This is a genomic window from Bradyrhizobium sp. USDA 4486, from assembly GCF_054057995.1.
Genome location: NZ_JBSRZV010000001.1, coordinates 6287877 through 6304815 on the forward strand (window position 1 = coordinate 6287877; position 16939 = coordinate 6304815).

At 65.5% G+C, this 16939-nt stretch carries 14 protein-coding genes; 10 read left to right on the forward strand and 4 right to left on the reverse strand.

The genetic code is table 11. From position 1 onward, the window contains the following. Positions 1-13: 13 nt before the first annotated feature. Positions 14-535 (reverse strand): bifunctional 3-hydroxydecanoyl-ACP dehydratase/trans-2-decenoyl-ACP isomerase, encoded by a 522-nt coding sequence (fabA, locus tag ACVWY3_RS29625; RefSeq protein ID WP_456841634.1) that lies wholly within the window; start codon positions 533-535, stop codon positions 14-16. Between the two features lie 356 nt (positions 536-891). Between fabA and irrA the strand changes: the two genes are divergently transcribed. Next, the gene (gene irrA, locus ACVWY3_RS29630; protein ID WP_456841635.1) at positions 892-1383 is read left to right on the forward strand and encodes an iron response transcriptional regulator IrrA; all 492 of its coding nucleotides are present in this window, start codon (positions 892-894) and stop codon (positions 1381-1383) included. A 162-nt stretch (positions 1384-1545) separates the two neighbouring features. On the opposite strand, the gene ACVWY3_RS29635 is transcribed toward irrA, so the two are convergent. Further along, positions 1546-2076: an SH3 domain-containing protein gene (locus ACVWY3_RS29635; protein ID WP_456841636.1), complete on the reverse strand. Its 531-nt coding sequence runs from the start codon at positions 2074-2076 to the stop codon at positions 1546-1548. A 318-nt stretch (positions 2077-2394) separates the two neighbouring features. On the opposite strand from ACVWY3_RS29635, the gene ACVWY3_RS29640 reads away from it, so the two are divergent. After that, positions 2395-3396: a 2-hydroxyacid dehydrogenase gene (locus ACVWY3_RS29640; protein WP_456841637.1), complete on the forward strand. Its 1002-nt coding sequence runs from the start codon at positions 2395-2397 to the stop codon at positions 3394-3396. Positions 3397-3714: 318 nt separating this feature from the next. On the opposite strand, the gene ACVWY3_RS29645 is transcribed toward ACVWY3_RS29640, so the two are convergent. Beyond that, positions 3715-4518, reverse strand: a complete 804-nt coding sequence (locus tag ACVWY3_RS29645; protein ID WP_456841638.1) for a HesA/MoeB/ThiF family protein — start codon at positions 4516-4518, stop codon at positions 3715-3717. A gap of 267 nt (positions 4519-4785) precedes the next feature. Between ACVWY3_RS29645 and ACVWY3_RS29650 the strand changes: the two genes are divergently transcribed. Next, positions 4786-6147 (forward strand): serine protease, encoded by a 1362-nt coding sequence (locus tag ACVWY3_RS29650; protein ID WP_456841639.1) that lies wholly within the window; start codon positions 4786-4788, stop codon positions 6145-6147. Between the two features lie 244 nt (positions 6148-6391). Further along, the gene (locus tag ACVWY3_RS29655; protein WP_456841640.1) at positions 6392-7135 is read left to right on the forward strand and encodes a nucleotide-binding protein; all 744 of its coding nucleotides are present in this window, start codon (positions 6392-6394) and stop codon (positions 7133-7135) included. Positions 7136-7301: 166 nt separating this feature from the next. On the opposite strand, the gene mutM is transcribed toward ACVWY3_RS29655, so the two are convergent. Further along, positions 7302-8201, reverse strand: a complete 900-nt coding sequence (gene mutM, locus ACVWY3_RS29660) for a bifunctional DNA-formamidopyrimidine glycosylase/DNA-(apurinic or apyrimidinic site) lyase (RefSeq protein ID WP_456841641.1) — start codon at positions 8199-8201, stop codon at positions 7302-7304. Between the two features lie 81 nt (positions 8202-8282). Between mutM and ubiE the strand changes: the two genes are divergently transcribed. From ubiE to tsaE, 6 genes are all read left to right on the forward strand, one after another. Then, complete coding sequence (gene ubiE, locus ACVWY3_RS29665; RefSeq protein WP_456841642.1) at positions 8283-9044, forward strand: bifunctional demethylmenaquinone methyltransferase/2-methoxy-6-polyprenyl-1,4-benzoquinol methylase UbiE; 762 nt, start codon at positions 8283-8285, stop codon at positions 9042-9044. After that, positions 9041-10615 carry a 2-polyprenylphenol 6-hydroxylase gene (ubiB, locus tag ACVWY3_RS29670; protein WP_456841643.1) on the forward strand — a complete coding sequence of 525 codons (1575 nt, stop codon included), beginning with the start codon at positions 9041-9043 and terminating at the stop codon, positions 10613-10615. The genes ubiE and ubiB overlap by 4 nt, the downstream gene beginning before the upstream one ends. 57 nt (positions 10616-10672) lie before the next feature. Further along, a complete protein-coding gene (gene coaBC, locus ACVWY3_RS29675) occupies positions 10673-12124 on the forward strand; it encodes a bifunctional phosphopantothenoylcysteine decarboxylase/phosphopantothenate--cysteine ligase CoaBC (RefSeq protein ID WP_456841644.1) in 1452 nt (483 codons plus the stop codon). Beyond that, entirely contained in the window at positions 12121-12579 is a 459-nt protein-coding gene (gene dut / locus ACVWY3_RS29680; RefSeq protein WP_456841645.1) for a dUTP diphosphatase, read from the forward strand. The genes coaBC and dut overlap by 4 nt, the downstream gene beginning before the upstream one ends. Before the next feature lie 299 nt (positions 12580-12878). Then, positions 12879-15383, forward strand: a complete 2505-nt coding sequence (locus ACVWY3_RS29685) for an ATP-binding protein (RefSeq protein ID WP_456841646.1) — start codon at positions 12879-12881, stop codon at positions 15381-15383. Further along, positions 15380-16912, forward strand: a complete 1533-nt coding sequence (tsaE, locus tag ACVWY3_RS29690; protein WP_456841647.1) for a tRNA (adenosine(37)-N6)-threonylcarbamoyltransferase complex ATPase subunit type 1 TsaE — start codon at positions 15380-15382, stop codon at positions 16910-16912. The genes ACVWY3_RS29685 and tsaE overlap by 4 nt, the downstream gene beginning before the upstream one ends. Positions 16913-16939 lie beyond the last annotated feature (27 nt).

Consider the following 16939-nt stretch of genomic DNA (forward strand, 5'->3'; position numbering starts at 1 on the left):
CTTGCTAATGCGCTCAGCCCAGGCTCGTGCCCTGCTTGAACAGGCCGACCTTCAGATCCTTGGCGCGATAAATAATCTGGTCATCGACCGAAAGCCACCCGTCGGCGATACCGAGCACCAGCTTTGAACGCATCACGCGTTTGATATCGACGTTGTACACAACCTTGCGGGCCTCGGGCAGCACCTGGCCACCGAACTTCAATTCGCTGAGGCCGAGGGCGCGGCCACGACCTTCGCCGCCGATCCAGCCCAGATAGAAGCCGACCATTTGCCACAGCGCATCGAGGCCGAGGCAGCCGGGCATCACCGGATCATTCTTGAAGTGGCAGCCGAAGAACCAGAGATCGGGCTTCACGTCGAGCTCGGCGCGGACCAGGCCCTTGCCGAACTCGCCGCCGGTGTCGGTAATTTCCGTGATGCGGTCGAACATCAGCATCGGCGGCAACGGCAGCTGGGCATTGCCTGGACCGAACATCTCGCCGCGGGCACATGCCAGCAGATCTTCATATTCGTAACCGTTGCGCTTGTTCAGCATGCACGAGCCTCTGTTCTAATCCCGATTGAGCGGCGTTTTTTGGCGAAAATGGGCCCCGTCTCGATCGGAGAGCAACGCCAAGTGCCACCGCCGGGCGCCGCTCCCGCAAAGGCCGCCCGGATGGACTGCCGGCCTGGCTTTCCCTGCCTGGCCGCACCAAAATCGGCTAGCGGAACCGCGCGCTCTCTAACACACGCCATTTCGGTGGCAAAGCGCTGTCATGAAGGTAAAATGACGGGGGTCCGCGCCCAGTTCCAAGGGTGATTAGAACCTCTCTAGTTGCGAGAAACTTGCATCTGCATCTATCTGTCCATATATTGCAGATAGATAGTGTCAATGCGTGCCGAAATCTGGAAATGAGCGAGAATACACCGCATCATCACGATGACGATGCCCACACGGCGACCCTGCTGTCCGGCCGCCAGCCGGCGCTGACCGGCTGCCCGTGGCACGACGTCAACGAAATGCTTCAGTCGGCCGGCCTCCGCCCGACGCGCCAGCGCATGGCGCTCGGTTGGCTGCTGTTCGGCAAGGGCGCGCGCCACCTTACGGCTGAAATGCTCTACGAGGAAGCGACCCTCGCCAAGGTCCCGGTGTCGCTGGCGACCGTCTACAACACGCTGAACCAGCTCACTGACGCCGGCCTGCTCCGCCAGGTCAGCGTCGACGGCACCAAGACCTATTTCGACACCAACGTCACCACCCACCACCATTATTACCTCGAGAACAGCCATGAGCTGGTCGATATCGAGGATCCGCATCTGGCGCTGTCCAAGATGCCGGAGGTGCCGGAAGGTTACGAGATCTCCCGCATCGACATGGTCGTGCGGCTGCGCAAGAAGCGCTGAGATCGGTCCGAAGCTGCCGATTTGATCGACATGGTCGGGCTTATTCCGCTCCCGGCCATTGTCGTTCTGACTCGTCATTCCGGGATGGCGCGCCAGCACCAGACCCGGAATCTCGAGATCCCGGGCTCGATGCTTTGCATCGCCTTGGGATGACGCTTCGCGTCAATTCACCTGCTCGTCCGAATAGACGCCCCAGAGGCGTTCCTGCTGGATCCAGCCGTCAAAACCGTTGCCGGTGACGCGGCACCAGTTTGCGGCACACTTTTTCACCTGGGTGATCACGCCGGCCTGGAGCCTTGCTGCAACCGCGCTTTCGGGATCGGCGCGATCGTAGATCGGTGCCAGATCGTCCTTGTGCTTCATGGTGACGACTGCGGTGCGGCGGCCCGACAGCAGCGAATGATAGACCCAGCCCTCGGCGCCCTCGGAATCACGCACCCGGCGCCAGTTCTCGAACTCCGCCGTGATCTCGACCGGCAGGCCGGCGCGGGTGTAGACCCAGGCGACGTCATTGTCCTTGGTCGGACCGGCGCGGACGTTGACGTGGTCGGACTTGAGGCTGACATAGCGCGGCACGGGCAGCCCGCTGGCAGTCTGGGGCGTGTTGTCCTTGGCCGAATGCGAGGGGCCGACCGAGGCGCCCAACCAGGTACAAACGAGGGCCATCACCGAACAAAAACGCCCCAACGCCATCAACCCGTCTCCTGTCGAAGACCCGGTCGGGCCAGGTCCTCTCCCCAAATTCCATACCCGCCTTTGCGCCCCACCCGCCCCACGCGGGTGTTCCCGAAGCTGACCCGTGGTTCTTGTCTTGGCCCGGCCTTCTGCTAGAGAGGACGGGCAGTTGAACAACCAGTTTGCCCCGATTTTCCGGCCGGAAATGTCGGGAGAGCTTCAAGGAAACGCCGGGGACGACACGGCAAGGGCAGTGTCGAACAACCGGGTTAATGAGGCCTGAACGGCCAGCCTTTGGTGACAGAGGCGGCAGCGAGCGCCTCATGAGGGCAGGACATGTCGGTGAAGAAAAAGCCCCTCGTCGTGGTGACGCGCAAGCTGCCGGACTCGATCGAGACGCGGATGCGCGAGCTGTTCGACGCGCGGATCAATCTCGAGGACACGCCGATGTCGGGCGAGCAGCTCGCGGAAGCCGCGCGCACCGCCGACGTGCTGGTTCCGACCGTCACCGACCACATCACCGCCGACATCGTCAACCAGCCGGACTGCAAGCTGCGCCTGATCGCTAATTTCGGCAACGGCGTCGACAATATCGACGTCGAGGCCGCGCATGCCCGCGGCATCACCGTCACCAACACACCGAAGGTCCTGACCGAAGACACCGCCGACATGACCATGGCGCTGATCCTGGCCGTGCCGCGCCGGATGATCGAAGGCGCCTCGATCCTGACCGAGGGAAAGCCGTGGGCGGGTTGGTCGCCGACCTGGATGCTCGGCCACCGCATCGGCGGCAAGCGTCTCGGCATCATCGGCATGGGTCGCATCGGCCAGGCGGTGGCGCGCCGCGCCCGCGCCTTCGGCCTTCAGATCCACTATCACAACCGCCGTCCCGTCGCCCCGAAGATCGCCGAGGAACTTGGCGCGACCTATTGGGAAAGCCTCGACCAGATGCTGGCCCGGATGGACATCATCTCGGTGAACTGTCCGCATACGCCCGCGACCTATCACCTGCTCTCGGCGCGGCGGCTAAAGCTGATCCGCAAGGACGCCTATATCGTCAACACCGCGCGCGGTGAGGTCACCGATGAGGACACGCTGATCAAGCTGATCGAAGGCGGCGAGATCGGCGGCGCCGGCCTCGACGTCTACGAGCACGAGCCGGCGGTGAACCCGAAGCTGGTGCGGCTCGCCAAGGCCGGCAAGGTAACGCTGCTGCCGCATATGGGCTCGGCCACGATCGAAGGCCGCGTCGAGATGGGCGAGAAGGTCATCATCAACATCCGTACCTTCCTCGACGCCCACAAGCCGCCGGATCGCGTGCTCCCGAGCATGCTGTGAGGGCCCGGCTAATTCGCGATTTCAAGACCAACCGCCACGTCCTCCCCTGTGCGGGCAAGCCGACGCAGTCGCGTCTCCTCCATCGCTGACGAAAGATCTCGGATGAGGTCCATAAGCTCTGGTGCGAGTTGACCCGTATTCACGACCTTGATGACGTAAGGAGGCTTAAGGGCATTCATTCCGCTGCCGAAAATTGAATCCAAGAAGGCGGCCACGCTATCCCCATGCCTTCCGGTGCCCCCATTGCTGCCTTGAGGGATCGAAAGTCTTGAGCTGTTTTCCAATCAGTTGCGTCGAGTTCTACTGTTTGCACACGCGCTACTCGCGATGGATGCTTAGATCGTCGAACACCGGCCCGTCGCCATTGAGCGGATTGGCCGGATCGCGCGTGTAACGCAGCGTCTCGAAGCGCATCGCGCGCGCATCGATCATCAGGAGGCGGCCGACAAGGCCGTCGCCGAAGCCGACGATCTCGCGGATCGCCTCCAGCGCCATCATCGAGCCGAGCACGCCCGCAAGCGCGCCCATGACGCCAGCCTCGGCGCAGGCCGGCACGGTGCCGGGCGGGGGCGCCTCAGGGAACAGGCAGCGATAGGTCGGATTGAACTCGCCCTGCTCGTTTGTCTCGTGCGCGCGGATGGTGGTGAGCGAACCGTCGAAAGTGCCGAGCGCCGCCGTGATCAGCGGCCGCTTCGCGAAGAAACAGGCGTCGGAAACGAGATAGCGCGTCGAGAAATTGTCGGAGCCGTCGAGCACGAGATCGTAGTCGCCGACCAGCGAGAGCGCATTGTCGGCATTGAGCCATGTGGCGTGACCGACGAAGCGGACATGCGGATTGAGCGCGGCGATCCGCTCCGCCGCACTCTCGACCTTGTGGCGGCCGATATCGGGCGTGGTGTGGATCACCTGACGCTGGAGGTTCGACAGCGAGACCACGTCGTCATCGACCACGCCGAGCGTGCCGACGCCGGCTGCGGCTAGATACATCAAGGCGGGCGCACCGAGCCCGCCCGCGCCGATCACCAGCACGGAGGCCTTTTTCAGCGCAGCCTGGCCGGGACCACCGACATCGCGCAGCACGATGTGGCGGGCGTAGCGTTCGAGTTCGTCCGGGCTCAGCATCGTCGTACGTCTCTCCTACCACGCCCTCGCTCTAACTCCTCGTGGTGAGGAGACGCGAAGCGCCGTCTCCGCACGATGCGTCGCATCGCCGGGCGAACCATGAAGGCCCGCTGCGGCAGCCCGGCCTTCATCCTTCGAGACGCCGCTCCGCGGCTCCTCAGGATGAGGTTTTGGCCCTTATTGCAGGCCTGAACCACCCCAACATTGTTCGCGACCAACGAGATGTGCTTCAATGGCTTGGCGTTCAATGGGCTGGCTGGATTTGTCATGAGATCGATGCTTGCGGCAACACTGATGTTGGCGTCTGCCACGGCTGCGAACGCCCAGATGACGACGCCACAGGTCCCCGGCACCAGGCCGAAAATCGTCCAGACCGTTCCGATCAAGCCGCCCGCCCCCCAGACGCCGTCGGAGACGGCGGATGGCATGACGCAAGGAGAGCGCCTGGCGCTCCAGTCCGATCTCGCCTGGGTCGGCCAGTATAACGGTGCCATCACCGGCGATGTCAGCACGCGGATGGTCGAAGCCATCAAGGAATACCAGAAGCTCAAAGGCGGCAAGCCGACCGGCGTGCTCAACCCGCAGGAGCGCGCCGCGCTCGCCGAGACAGCGCGGCGGAAGCAGGAGAGCGTCGGCTGGAAGATCGTGACCGAGATGACCAGCGGCGCACGGCTCGGCATTCCCGCAAAACTGGTGCCGCAGCAGGTGACCGACGCCAACGGCTCGAAATGGACCTCGCCGACCGGCACGGTGCAGGTGTTGCTAAGCCGCCGCAAGGAGGCGAACCCGACCACGGCTAAGCTCGCGGATGCGGAGAAGAAGGAGCCGGCCGGCCGCAAGGTCGACTACACCGTGGTCAAGCCCGACTTCTTCGTGCTGTCGGGATTGCAGGGCCTGAAGAAGTTTTACGTCCGCGGCACCTTCAAGGGCGACGAGGTCCGCATCATGACGATCCTCTATGACCAAGCCACCGAGAACACGGTCGAGCCGGTCGTGATCGCGATGTCGAGCGCGTTCAATGCGTTCCCGTCGGGGCCGCAAGCCGGGCCGCCGCCGCGCAAGAGCGTCGAATACGGCACCGGCATCGTCGTCAGCGACGACGGCGCGATCGTCGCGGACCGCCTCGTCACCGATAGCTGTCTCGCGATCACCATTGCCGGCTATGGCAGCGCCGACCGGCTCGCCGACGACAAGGAGCACGATCTCGCGCTGCTGCACATCTACGGCGCGCGCGGCCTGAAGCCGCTCAGCCTCACAGGCGGTGGCATGAAGGCGAGTGTCGATGTCGTCGGCATCGCCGATCCCCAAAGCCAGGGCGGCGCCGCCAACATATCGAGCGTCAAGGGCGCACTGGCGCCGGTCACGAGCAGCGACTCGGCATTGTCGCCGCCGCCCGCGGTCGGATTTTCAGGCGGCCCGGCCATCGATGGCGACGGCAAGTTCGCCGGCATCGCGCTGCTGAAGCCCGCGATGGTTGCAGGACCTGCGACGACAGTGCCGGCATCGCAGGCGGTGATGGTCAGCGCGGACACCGTGCGCGACTTCCTGAAAGCGAACGCGGTCACAGCGAACGGCACCTCGACCGACGCCAGAGCCGCCGTCGTGCGCGTGATCTGCGTGCGGAAGTAGGCAAGCGCGACACTCCCGGACCCGCGGCGCGTGCAAGTCATGCGCGCGAGTACGGGTCCAGTGTTGGTACGGATTGGCTGGCATTCCCGATTCTGCCATCATCGTTACCGTTGATTCGGACATCCGCGATCCTTTGGATCGGGCAGGGCACGTCCTGAGCGAGAAGAGCTCAGCATCGAGAAGCGATGCACGTTCGCGTGGCGTTACCCCAACGACCCAGACATTCCAAAGGATTGAACTTTCCATGCATACGATCGTACTGGCCACCCAAAAGGGCGGCAGTGGCAAAAGCACGCTCGCCATCGGACTCGCGCTGGCAGCCAAGCAGGCCGGCTTCACCGTCCGCCTGATCGAGACCGATCCGCAGGGCACGCTGTCGAACTGGGCCCGCCGCCGCAACAACGACGACGTCGTCGTCGAGCCGATCTATCACGCCGCCGATTTCGCGCCGCGCGTCAAGATGCTGGCGGACAGCGGCCTGCAGGTCGCGATCGTCGACACCGCGGCCGGCCTGTCCGCCGTGACCACCGCCGCGATCCGTCATTCCGACCTCTGCCTGATCCCGTCCCGGCCGACCGTCGCCGACATCGAGGCGACCGTCTCGACGCTGAGCGTCGCGCGCGCCTGGAAGCGGCCCTACAGCTTCGTGCTGAACCAGACCCCGATCCGCGGTCAGCGCATCGACAACGCCGCGGGCGCGCTCGCCGAGGAAGCCGCGCTCGATCTCGCGGAGGTGCTCGCACGGCCGCTGATCGTCATGCGCAACGACCACCAGGACTCGCTCGCCAGCGGCCTCGCCGTCAGCGAGTTCGCGCCGAACGGCAAGTCGGCCGACGAGATCCGCGGCCTCTGGCGCTGGATCGAGAACCGGCTCGAGCTCGAGGCTACGACCAATGTCCTGATCGACCAGGTCATCTCGGCCGCCAACGGCATGTTGCACGTCGCCGCCGAGCTTGTGGCGGACGAGACCACGACACTGGCGTACTGAGCGGGGCGATCGCTCGGGCGCCAGGCGGCTCTTCCCTATCCGGTGACACAAGCGACGAAGCAATTCGGTCACCAGCCCGGCCGGATTGCTTCGCTGCGCTCGCAATGACGGCGTGGTGGGATCGTCGTCTTCGCCGAGACTCACGACCTCCCGGCTGCGATCCATCTCATTTCTGACATTTCGGACACCAGAAGGTCGACCGGCCATTCTGGGTGAAACGCTTCACCGTGCCGCCGCAGCCGGGCGTCTTGCATTTCTCGCCCTCGCGGTCGTAGACCTTGAAGGAATGCTGGAAGTAGCCGAGCTCGCCCGAGGTCTGGCGGTGATCGCGCAATGACGATCCACCGGCCTTGATGGCGTCGTTCAGCACGGTGTGGATCGCGCTGACCAAGCGCTTCGCGTGGTCGGTCGGCTCGCCGCCGCCAGCGCCCTTGCGACCCTTGGTCGCGAGCGTCGCGGCGATCCGGCGCGGCGACAAATGCGAGCGGTGCAGCGCTTCGCAGACATAGATGTTGCCGAGACCCGCGACCACGCGCTGGTCGAGCAGCGCGGCTTTGAGGCTCGTGGTCTTGCCTGCGCAGGACCGCGCCAGCATCGCGGCGTCGAATTCGTTGCCGAGCGGTTCGGGGCCGAGCCCGCGCAGCAGCGGCTCATCGTCGAGCGCGTTGCGCGCAATCACTTTCATGTAACCGAAGCGGCGCGGATCGTTGAAGACGATGTCGGCGCCGGAGGACATCCGAAACAGCACGTGGTCGTGTGCTGAATCCTTGCCCTTCGGATAGCGAAACTCGCCGGGTGCCGCGTCGTTGTCCGGCTTGACGACGCGAAACGAGCCCGACATGCCCAGATGCATCAGCAGCACGTCGCCGGAGGCAAGATCGGCCATGAGATATTTTGCGCGGCGGCCGAGGCCCGTGACGACTTGCCCCTTGAGCCGGGCCACGAAGTCCGGCTGGAACGGAAAGCGCAGGTCAGGCCGGCGGGCCTCCGCCCTGAGGATTTTCGCGCCCTCCATGACGGGCTGAAGGCCGCGGCGGACGGTCTCGACTTCGGGCAATTCAGGCATGGTCAGGCATTCACCTTATGAAGGCGGTGTGATAGCGCCATTGCGGCGGGCAGGCTATGGTCCGCCTCGTGGAGTAGAGTAATGGATCGGCCGGGCGAAACCACGCATTTTGGCTTCAGGGACGTGCCCCTGGGGGACAAGCAGACGCTGGTGAACGATGTGTTTCACAGCGTGGCGTCGCGCTATGATTTGATGAACGACCTGATGTCCGGTGGCCTGCACCGGGTCTGGAAGGACATCATGATCAACACGCTCAACCCGCCCAGGAGCGATCGGCCGTTCGCGTTGCTCGACGTTGCCGGCGGCACCGGTGACATCTCGTTCCGCGCCGCCAAGGCGGCCGGCGCGGGCTTCCATGCCACCGTCTGCGACATCAACACCGACATGCTGGCTGTGGGCCGCGAGCGCGCCGCCAAGCGCCATCTCGACACCCAGGTCGATTTCGTCGAAGGCAATGCCGAGGCGCTCGCCTTCGCCGACCGCAGCTTTGATGCATATACGATCGCTTTCGGCATCCGCAACGTGCCCCGGATCGACCTGGCGCTGCGCGAGGCCTATCGTGTGCTGAGGCCCGGCAGCCGTTTCCTGTGCCTCGAGTTCTCCACCGTCGAGGTGCCCGGGCTCGACCGGATCTACGATTTGTTCTCGTTCAAGGTGATTCCGCCGCTCGGCCGCATGGTGACGGGCGATGCCGAGTCCTATCAGTATCTCGTCGAATCGATCCGCAAATTTCCAAGGCCCAACGTCTTCGCCGACATGATCCGCGACGCCGGCTTCGCCCGCGTCAGCTGGCAGACATTGTCCGGCGGCATCGTCGCACTGCATTCGGGCTGGCGTTTGTGATCTCTGCCTTCACCCACATTGCGCGCCTGATCCGCGCCGCGTTCGTATTTGCGCGCGAGGGCGTGTTCGGCTCGGTCGATCCCAGCCTGGTGCCGCCGCCCGGCCAGCTCGCGCTGAAACTTGCGCGCATCGTCGAGCGGCGAGGCGTCAAGCAGGGCCCGCGAATCTCGCGCGCGTTGACGCGGATGGGTCCGGCCTATCTCAAGCTCGGCCAATTCCTGGCGACGCGCCCCGACGTGGTCGGCTTCAACATGGCGCGCGACCTGGAAAGCCTTCAGGACCGCTTGCCGCCGTTTCCGCAGGCAGAGGCGGAAGCTGCGATCGCGACGTCGCTGGAGCGGCCGCTCAAGGACGTGTTCGTCAGCTTCGGCCCGGCGGTCGCAGCTGCCTCGATCGCGCAGGTGCATCGCGGCGAGGTGCAGCGCGATGGCATTCGCAGGCCTGTCGCGGTCAAGGTGCTCAGGCCGAACGTTGCCGCGCGCTTCCGCCGCGATCTCTCCGACTTCTTCTTCGTCGCGCACAAGGCCGAGACCTATTCGGCCGAGGCGCGGCGCCTGCGTCTGGTCGAGGTCATCAACACCATGTCGCGCTCGGTCGCGATGGAGATGGACCTGCGGCTCGAGGCCGCCGCGCTGTCGGAGATGGCGGAGAACACGCAGGACGACCCCGACTTCCGCGTGCCGACCGTCGACTGGGACCGCACCACGCACAACGTGCTGACCATGGAGTGGATCGACGGCATCGCGCTGAACGATCACAAGCGCCTCGAAGAGGCGCAGGTCGATCTGCCCGATCTCGGCCGCAAGGTGATCCAGAGCTTCCTCCGCCATGCGCTGCGCGACGGCTTCTTCCACGCCGACATGCATCCGGGCAATTTGTTCCTGGACGAGGCCGGCCGCCTCGTCGCGGTCGATTTCGGCATCATGGGCCGGCTCGGCATGAAGGAGCGGCGCTTCCTCGCCGAGATCCTGCTCGGCTTCATCACCCGTGATTATCGCCGCGTGGCGGAAGTGCATTTCGAGGCGGGCTACGTGCCTGCGCATCATTCGGTCGAGAATTTCGCGCAGGCCATCCGCGCCATTGGCGAGCCCATTCACAACCGCACCGCCGAGGAGATCTCGATGGCGCGGCTGTTGACGCTGCTGCTCGAGGTCACCGGCCTGTTCGACATGACGACGCGGCCCGAGCTGATCCTGCTGCAGAAGACCATGGTGGTGGTCGAAGGCGTCGCCCGCGGCTTCGATCCCAAGCTCGATATCTGGAAGATCGCCGACCCCGTGGTGCGCGAGTGGATCGAGCGCAACCTCGGTCCGATCGGCCGCGTGCAGGGCGCGCTCGCCGGCGGCGGCGAGCTCGCCCGCGTGATGATGCGCCTGCCCGACATCGCCCAGCGCTCGGTCGCGGTGCTCGAGCAGCTCGAGACCATGACCCGGGAAGGCCTTCGCCTGTCGCCGGAGAGCATCGCCGCCATGGGCCGGAGCGAGGGCCGCAAGAATCGCTGGCGCACCGTGGCGCTCTGGATCATTGCCGCGACCTTCATCGGAATCCTGATCGCCGTCCGGAATCTTTGATTGCAATGCAATCGCGCAAATGATAGCATTGCTATCATTCCGTGCTGGAGGGCTGTCATGGCAAGCCTGACCATCCGCAAGCTCGACGACGCCGTCAAAACCTATTTGCGGCTGCGCTCGGCCAAGAACCACAGGTCGGTCGAGGAAGAGGTCCGGGTCATCCTGCGGGAGCTGATCGAGGGCCGCGAGGAGCCGCTGACGCCTTTTTCGGCGCCCCCGGCGCTATCCACCGCCCCCACGCCGCAGCGCACCGGCGCGGTTCCTGAGGTCAGCGTCACCCTGATCATCGGCGGCGGCATCGCGGCGTACAAGTCGCTCGACCTGATCCGCAGGCTGAAGGAACGCCGCGTCGAGGTCCGCAGCGTGCTGACCAAGGCCGCGCAGCAATTCGTCACGCCGCTCGCGGTCAGCGCGCTCTCGCATGAGCGCGTTTATACCGATCTGTTCGATCCTCAGAGCGAGTTCGATGCCGGCCACATCCGCCTCGCGCGCGACTGCGACTTGATCGTGGTGGCTCCGGCGACCGCAGACCTCCTGGCGAAGATGGCCAACGGCCATGCCGACGATCTCGCCAGCGCCATCCTGCTCGCGACCAACCGCAAGATCCTGCTGGCGCCGGCGATGAACCCGCTGATGTGGAACAACGCGGCGACGCGGCGCAACGTCGCGCAGCTCCAGCGTGTCGGCGTGGTGCTGATCGGGCCCAATTCCGGCGAGATGGCCGAAGCGGGTGAAGCCGGTGTCGGCCGCATGTCCGAGGCGATCGAGATCGCCACCGCCGCCGAGCGGCTGCTGCGGCCGCCAGTGCCGAAGCCGCTCGCCGGCAAGCGCGTGCTGATCACCGCGGGTCCCACCCACGAGCCGATCGATCCGGTGCGCTACATCGCCAACCGTTCCTCGGGCAAGCAGGGTTTTGCCATTGCCGCCGCAGCACAAGCCGCCGGCGCCGAGGTGATCCTGGTGAGCGGCCCGGTCGATCTCGACGATCCCGCCGGCGTCACAGTGAAGCACGTCGAATCGGCACGGCAGATGCTGGAGCAGGTGCAGGCCGCGCTGCCCGCCGACATCGCGATCTTCGCCGCTGCCGTCGCCGACTGGCGCGTCGCCAATGAGGGCGAGCAGAAGCTGAAGAAGACCGCAGGCAGCATGCCGCAGCTTCAGCTGGTCGAGAATCCCGACATCCTCGCCACGATCTCGAAGCTGACCGACAAGCGCCCGCCGCTGGTGATCGGTTTTGCTGCCGAGACCGAACACCTCATCGACAACGCGAAATCAAAGCTTCAGCGCAAGGGGTGTGACTGGATCGTCGCCAACGACGTCTCACCCGCGACCGGCGTGATGGGCGGCGACCGCAACACCGTCCACCTCATAAGCCGCAAGAATGGTGAGAAGGACGGCGAGATCGCTGTTGATTCCTGGCCCGTGATGACCAAGGAACAGGTTGCGATCGAGCTGGTCGCGCATGTCGCAAAAAGCGTGACCGGTAAATCCCTGGAGTCCGCATCTTGAGCACGAAAGTCGCGGTCGAATTGCAGCGCCTCGCCCATGCCGAGGGCCTGCCGCTGCCGGCCTACCAGACCGCCGAGGCCGCCGGCCTCGACCTGATGGCCGCAGTGCCGGAGAGCGAGCCGCTGACACTGGCGCCCGGCCAATATGCGCTGGTGCCGACGGGCCTTGCGATTGCGTTGCCGCCCGGCTTCGAGGCCCAGGTGCGACCGCGCTCGGGCCTTGCCGCCAAGCACGGCGTCACCGTGCTCAACGCGCCGGGCACGATCGACGCGGACTATCGCGGCGAGATCAAGGTGATCCTGATCAACCACGGCACCGGGCCGTTCGTGATCAAGCGCGGCGAGCGCATCGCACAGATGGTGGTCGCACCCGTGGTGCAGGCCGCGCTGGTTCCGGTGGCGAAATTGTCGGAAACGGATCGCGGCGCCGGCGGATTTGGTTCAACGGGACGCTAGCCGAGCTGCGAGTTGGATTCACCTCTCCCGCTTTAGAGGTCGCGGAGCGGAGCGACGCGGGTGGGGGCGTAGCTTCGATCCGGGCGCGCGCTTCGCACGACAAGCTAACACACGGCAATTCCAGCCAAATCACCCGCAGAGCTACGCGAGCCTGGAACCCAGCGCCCCGCATTTTTTTGGGGCCGCCTTTGCGTTCACGATCTGGACTCTTACCGCCGGAGTCGCGGTGGGGGTATTGTCGTTTGATTCGCGTGCGGCGGGGGTTGCCGCGCGCAAATCCGTGCGGTCTTGGGGCAACTATGTCAGGCGTGATCGTGTCGATGCGTCGGACGCTGCTGTCGTGCACATCGTTGGCGCGCAACAGCTTGTTGGGAGGCGCTCTCGCAGCGCTGCTGCCGGCTGCGCCGGCCAAGGCCGACGACCTCGTCGACACCCTCTCCACATTGCTGGATTTCAACCGGCAGGAACTCGCAGTGCTTGCCACCGCGCTGGCCCTGCTCGGCTTCTCCGTGATGGCCGCGATCCTGTTGATGCGCACGCGCGTGCGCACCGCGAAGAACGAGGCGCGGCTGCGCGCGCGGATCGGGGAACTCCAGCTCCAGGCCGACCGCTACGGCGCGCTGCTGTTTGCCGAGCCGCAGATCATGATCTCCTGGCCCGCCGGCGACAACCGCGCCCAGATCACGGGCGACATCTCGATGGTGCTGCCGCGCGATTCCTCGCCGCAGCGCGTGCTGGCGTTCGGAACCTGGCTGCCGCCGGAACCGGCGCTGCAGATGGACCACGCGGTCGATGCGCTGCGGGAGCGTGGCGACGGGTTCCAGCTGACGCTGACCACCGCACATGGCCACACGCTGGAGGCCATCGGCCGCGCCATCGGCGGCCAGGCCATTGTCAGGATTCGCGAGCTGTCCGGACTGCGCCGCGAACTGGCCGAAACCCATCTGCGCTACAAGGCGCTCTCCGACGAGACCGAGATGCTGCGCGGCTTTGCCGCTGCCGCACCGTGGCCGATATGGGCCAAGGCCGCGAACGGCGCGCTCACCTACGCCAATCCGGCTTATGTCCGTGCGACCGAGGCCGCCAGCATCGCCGATGCCCACGAGCGCAAGCTCGAGCTGCTCGACAGCGCCGACCGCACCGCGATGGAACGGGGGCTGAAGGACGCGGCCACTTTCACCTCGCGGCTGCCGATCGTCGTCAGTGGCGAGCGGCGCATGTACGACGTGCGCGCGGTCAATGTCGGCAGCAGCAGTGTCGGCGTCGCGATCGACGCCAGCGAAGCGGATGCGCTGAGCTCGGCGCTGGTGCGGATGGCCGAAGCACATCGCCGCACACTGGACCAGCTCTCCTCCGGCGTTGCCGTATTCGATGGCCAGCGGCGCCTTGCCTTCTACAACGATTCCTATCGGCGGCTGTGGGACCTCGACCGCACCTTCCTCGACGCCAATCCCGACGATTCCAGCGTGCTCGACCAGCTCCGCGCCGCGCGCAAGCTGCCGGAGCAGCCTGATTTCCGCGCCTGGAAGGCCAAGCTGCACGAGGCCTATCGCGCGGTCGAGGCCGCCCACGACACCTGGTATCTGCCCGACGGGCGCGCGCTCTCCGTCGTCACCACGCCGAATCCGGAAGGCGGCGTCACCTATCTGTTCGACGACGTCACCGAAAGCCTCGATCTCGCCCGCCGCTTCGACGGCCTGATCCGCGTCCAGCGTGAGACACTCGACAGCCTCGCCGAAGGCGTCGCGGTGTTCGGCAGCAACGGCAAGGCCCAGCTGTTCAACCCGGCCTTCGTCCGGATGTGGAAGCTCTCCAGCGACGCCATGCGTGACGAGCCCCACATCCAGACCGTCGAGGGCTGGTGCCATCAGCTGTTCGACGATCCCGTGGTCTGGCGCCAGATCCGCGAGGCCATCACCTCGATCGAGAACCGCGGCGATGTGCCGCTGAAGCTGGAGCGCAAGGACGGCAGCGTGCTCGACGGCATGATCCGCCCGCTGCACGACGGCGCCACCATGCTGACGTTCCAGGACATCACCGACACCGAGAATGTCGAGCGCGCGCTGCGCGAGCGCAACGAGGCGCTGGAAGCCGCCGACCAGATGAAAGTGGATTTCGTCCACCACGTCTCCTACGAGCTGCGCTCGCCGCTCACCACCATCATCGGCTTCGCGCATTTCCTCAGCGATCCCTCGACCGGGCCGCTGACGCCGAAACAGGCCGAATATCTCGACTACGTCACCAAATCGACCAACGCGCTGCTGGCGCTCACCAACAACATCCTCGATCTCGCTACCATCGATGCCGGCGCGATGAAGCTGGAACTTGGACCCGTCGACGTCAGCAAGGCCATCGAGCTCGCCGCCGAAGGTATCCAGGACCGGCTCGCCACCGACCGCATCCGCCTCAAGGTCGAGATCGCGCCCGATATCGGGACTTTCATCGGCGACGAGAAGCGCGTGGTGCAGGTGCTCTATAATCTCCTCGCCAATGCCGTCGGGTTTTCTCCACAGGATTCCACCGTCGGCATCAGCGCGCGGCGCACAGAGCGCAGTGTGGTCTTCACCGTGACAGATTCCGGGCCCGGAATACCCGCCGACATGAAGGACAAGGTCTTCAACTGGTTCGAAAGCCGCTCGCAAGGCTCGCGTCACCGCGGCGCCGGGCTCGGCCTGTCCCTGGTGCGCTCCTTCGTCGAGCTGCATGGCGGCAAGGTGCGGGTGGATTCGATCGTCGGCCGCGGCACGGTCGTGATCTGCGAGTTCCCGACCGACCAGGCGGCGCATCGCGACGCCGCCGAATGATCGCGCCAACCACATTCTCCGTCGCGCTTCACAACGAGACGGCCACCGCACAATTGATGGCCGATCTCGCGCTGCTGGTCGGCCCCGGCGATGTCATCACGCTCACCGGCGATCTCGGCGCCGGCAAGACCGCAGCCGCCCGCAGCCTGGTCCGCTACCTCGCCGGCGAGGACGAGCTGGAGGTGCCGAGCCCGACCTTCACGCTCGTGCAGGGCTACGAGCTGCCGCCCTTCCCGGTGATGCACGCCGACCTCTACCGCGTTGAGGACGAGAGCGAGCTCGAGGAGATCGGCCTGTCGCCGCTGCCCGATGCGACGCTGGTGCTGATCGAATGGCCCGAGCGTGCGCCGTCGGCGATGCCCGAAGACCGTATCGACATCGCGCTAACGCACCGGCCGGCGCTAGGCTCAAATGCGCGCGCGGCCGACATCACCGGTTACGGCAAGGCCGCCGCCACTGTTGCGCGGCTGCAGGCGCTGCGTGAGTTCCTGGATGCGTCGGGCTACATGGATGCAACGCGCAAGCACATGGCGGGTGACGCCTCCACCCGCTCCTATGCGCGGCTGCGGCGCGACCACGAGATCGTCATCCTCATGAACTTTCCGCAGCGGCCTGACGGCGCTGCGCTCTATAACGGGAAATCCTACAGCGCGGCGGTGCATCTCGCAGAGAACGTCAGGCCGTTCGTCGCCATCGACGAAGGCCTGCGCGCGCAAGGAATCTCGGCGCCGACGATCTACCATGCCGATCTCGATCATGGCTTCCTGATTACCGAGGATTTCGGCAGCGAAGCCGTCGTCGAAGGCGATCCACCGCGCCCGATTCCCGAGCGCTACGAGGCCGCGACCGACGCGCTCGCCATGCTGCACGGCAAGACGCTGCCGGAGACATTGCCTCTGGCGGATCAGACCTATGCTATTCCGGTCTTTGACATCGAGGCGCTGCTGATCGAGATCGGCTTGATGCCGGAATGGTATCTGCCCGACCGCAACGCGCCGCTGAGCGCCGAGGCACGCGACGAATTTTTCGCGATGTGGCGCGAGCTTCTGCAGAAGCCGCTGGCCGCGCCGAAGACCTGGATCATCCGCGACTATCACTCGCCCAACCTGATCTGGCTCGCGGACCGCGCCGGTATCGAGCGCGTCGGCGTGATCGATTTTCAGGACACCGTGCTCGGGCCGCAATCCTACGACGTCGTCTCGCTGCTCCAGGACGCCCGCATCGACGTGCCTGAAAACATCGAGCTGACGCTGCTGTCGCGCTACATCAAGGCGCGCCGCTCGGGCGATGCGGGCTTCGACGCGGCAGGCTTTGCCGAGCTCTACGCCATCATGTCGGCGCAGCGCAACACGCGCCTGCTCGGCACCTTCGCCCGGCTCAATCGTCGCGACGGTAAACCGCATTATTTGCGCCATCAGCCGCGGATCTGGACCTATCTCCAGCGCTCCCTGGCTCATCCAACGCTCAGCGCTTTGCGCGACTGGTATCTCGCCAACGTGCCGCCGCCGGTCGCCCCGACCGGAACCTGATTTACGGCCTGTTAGCCATCCCATCGG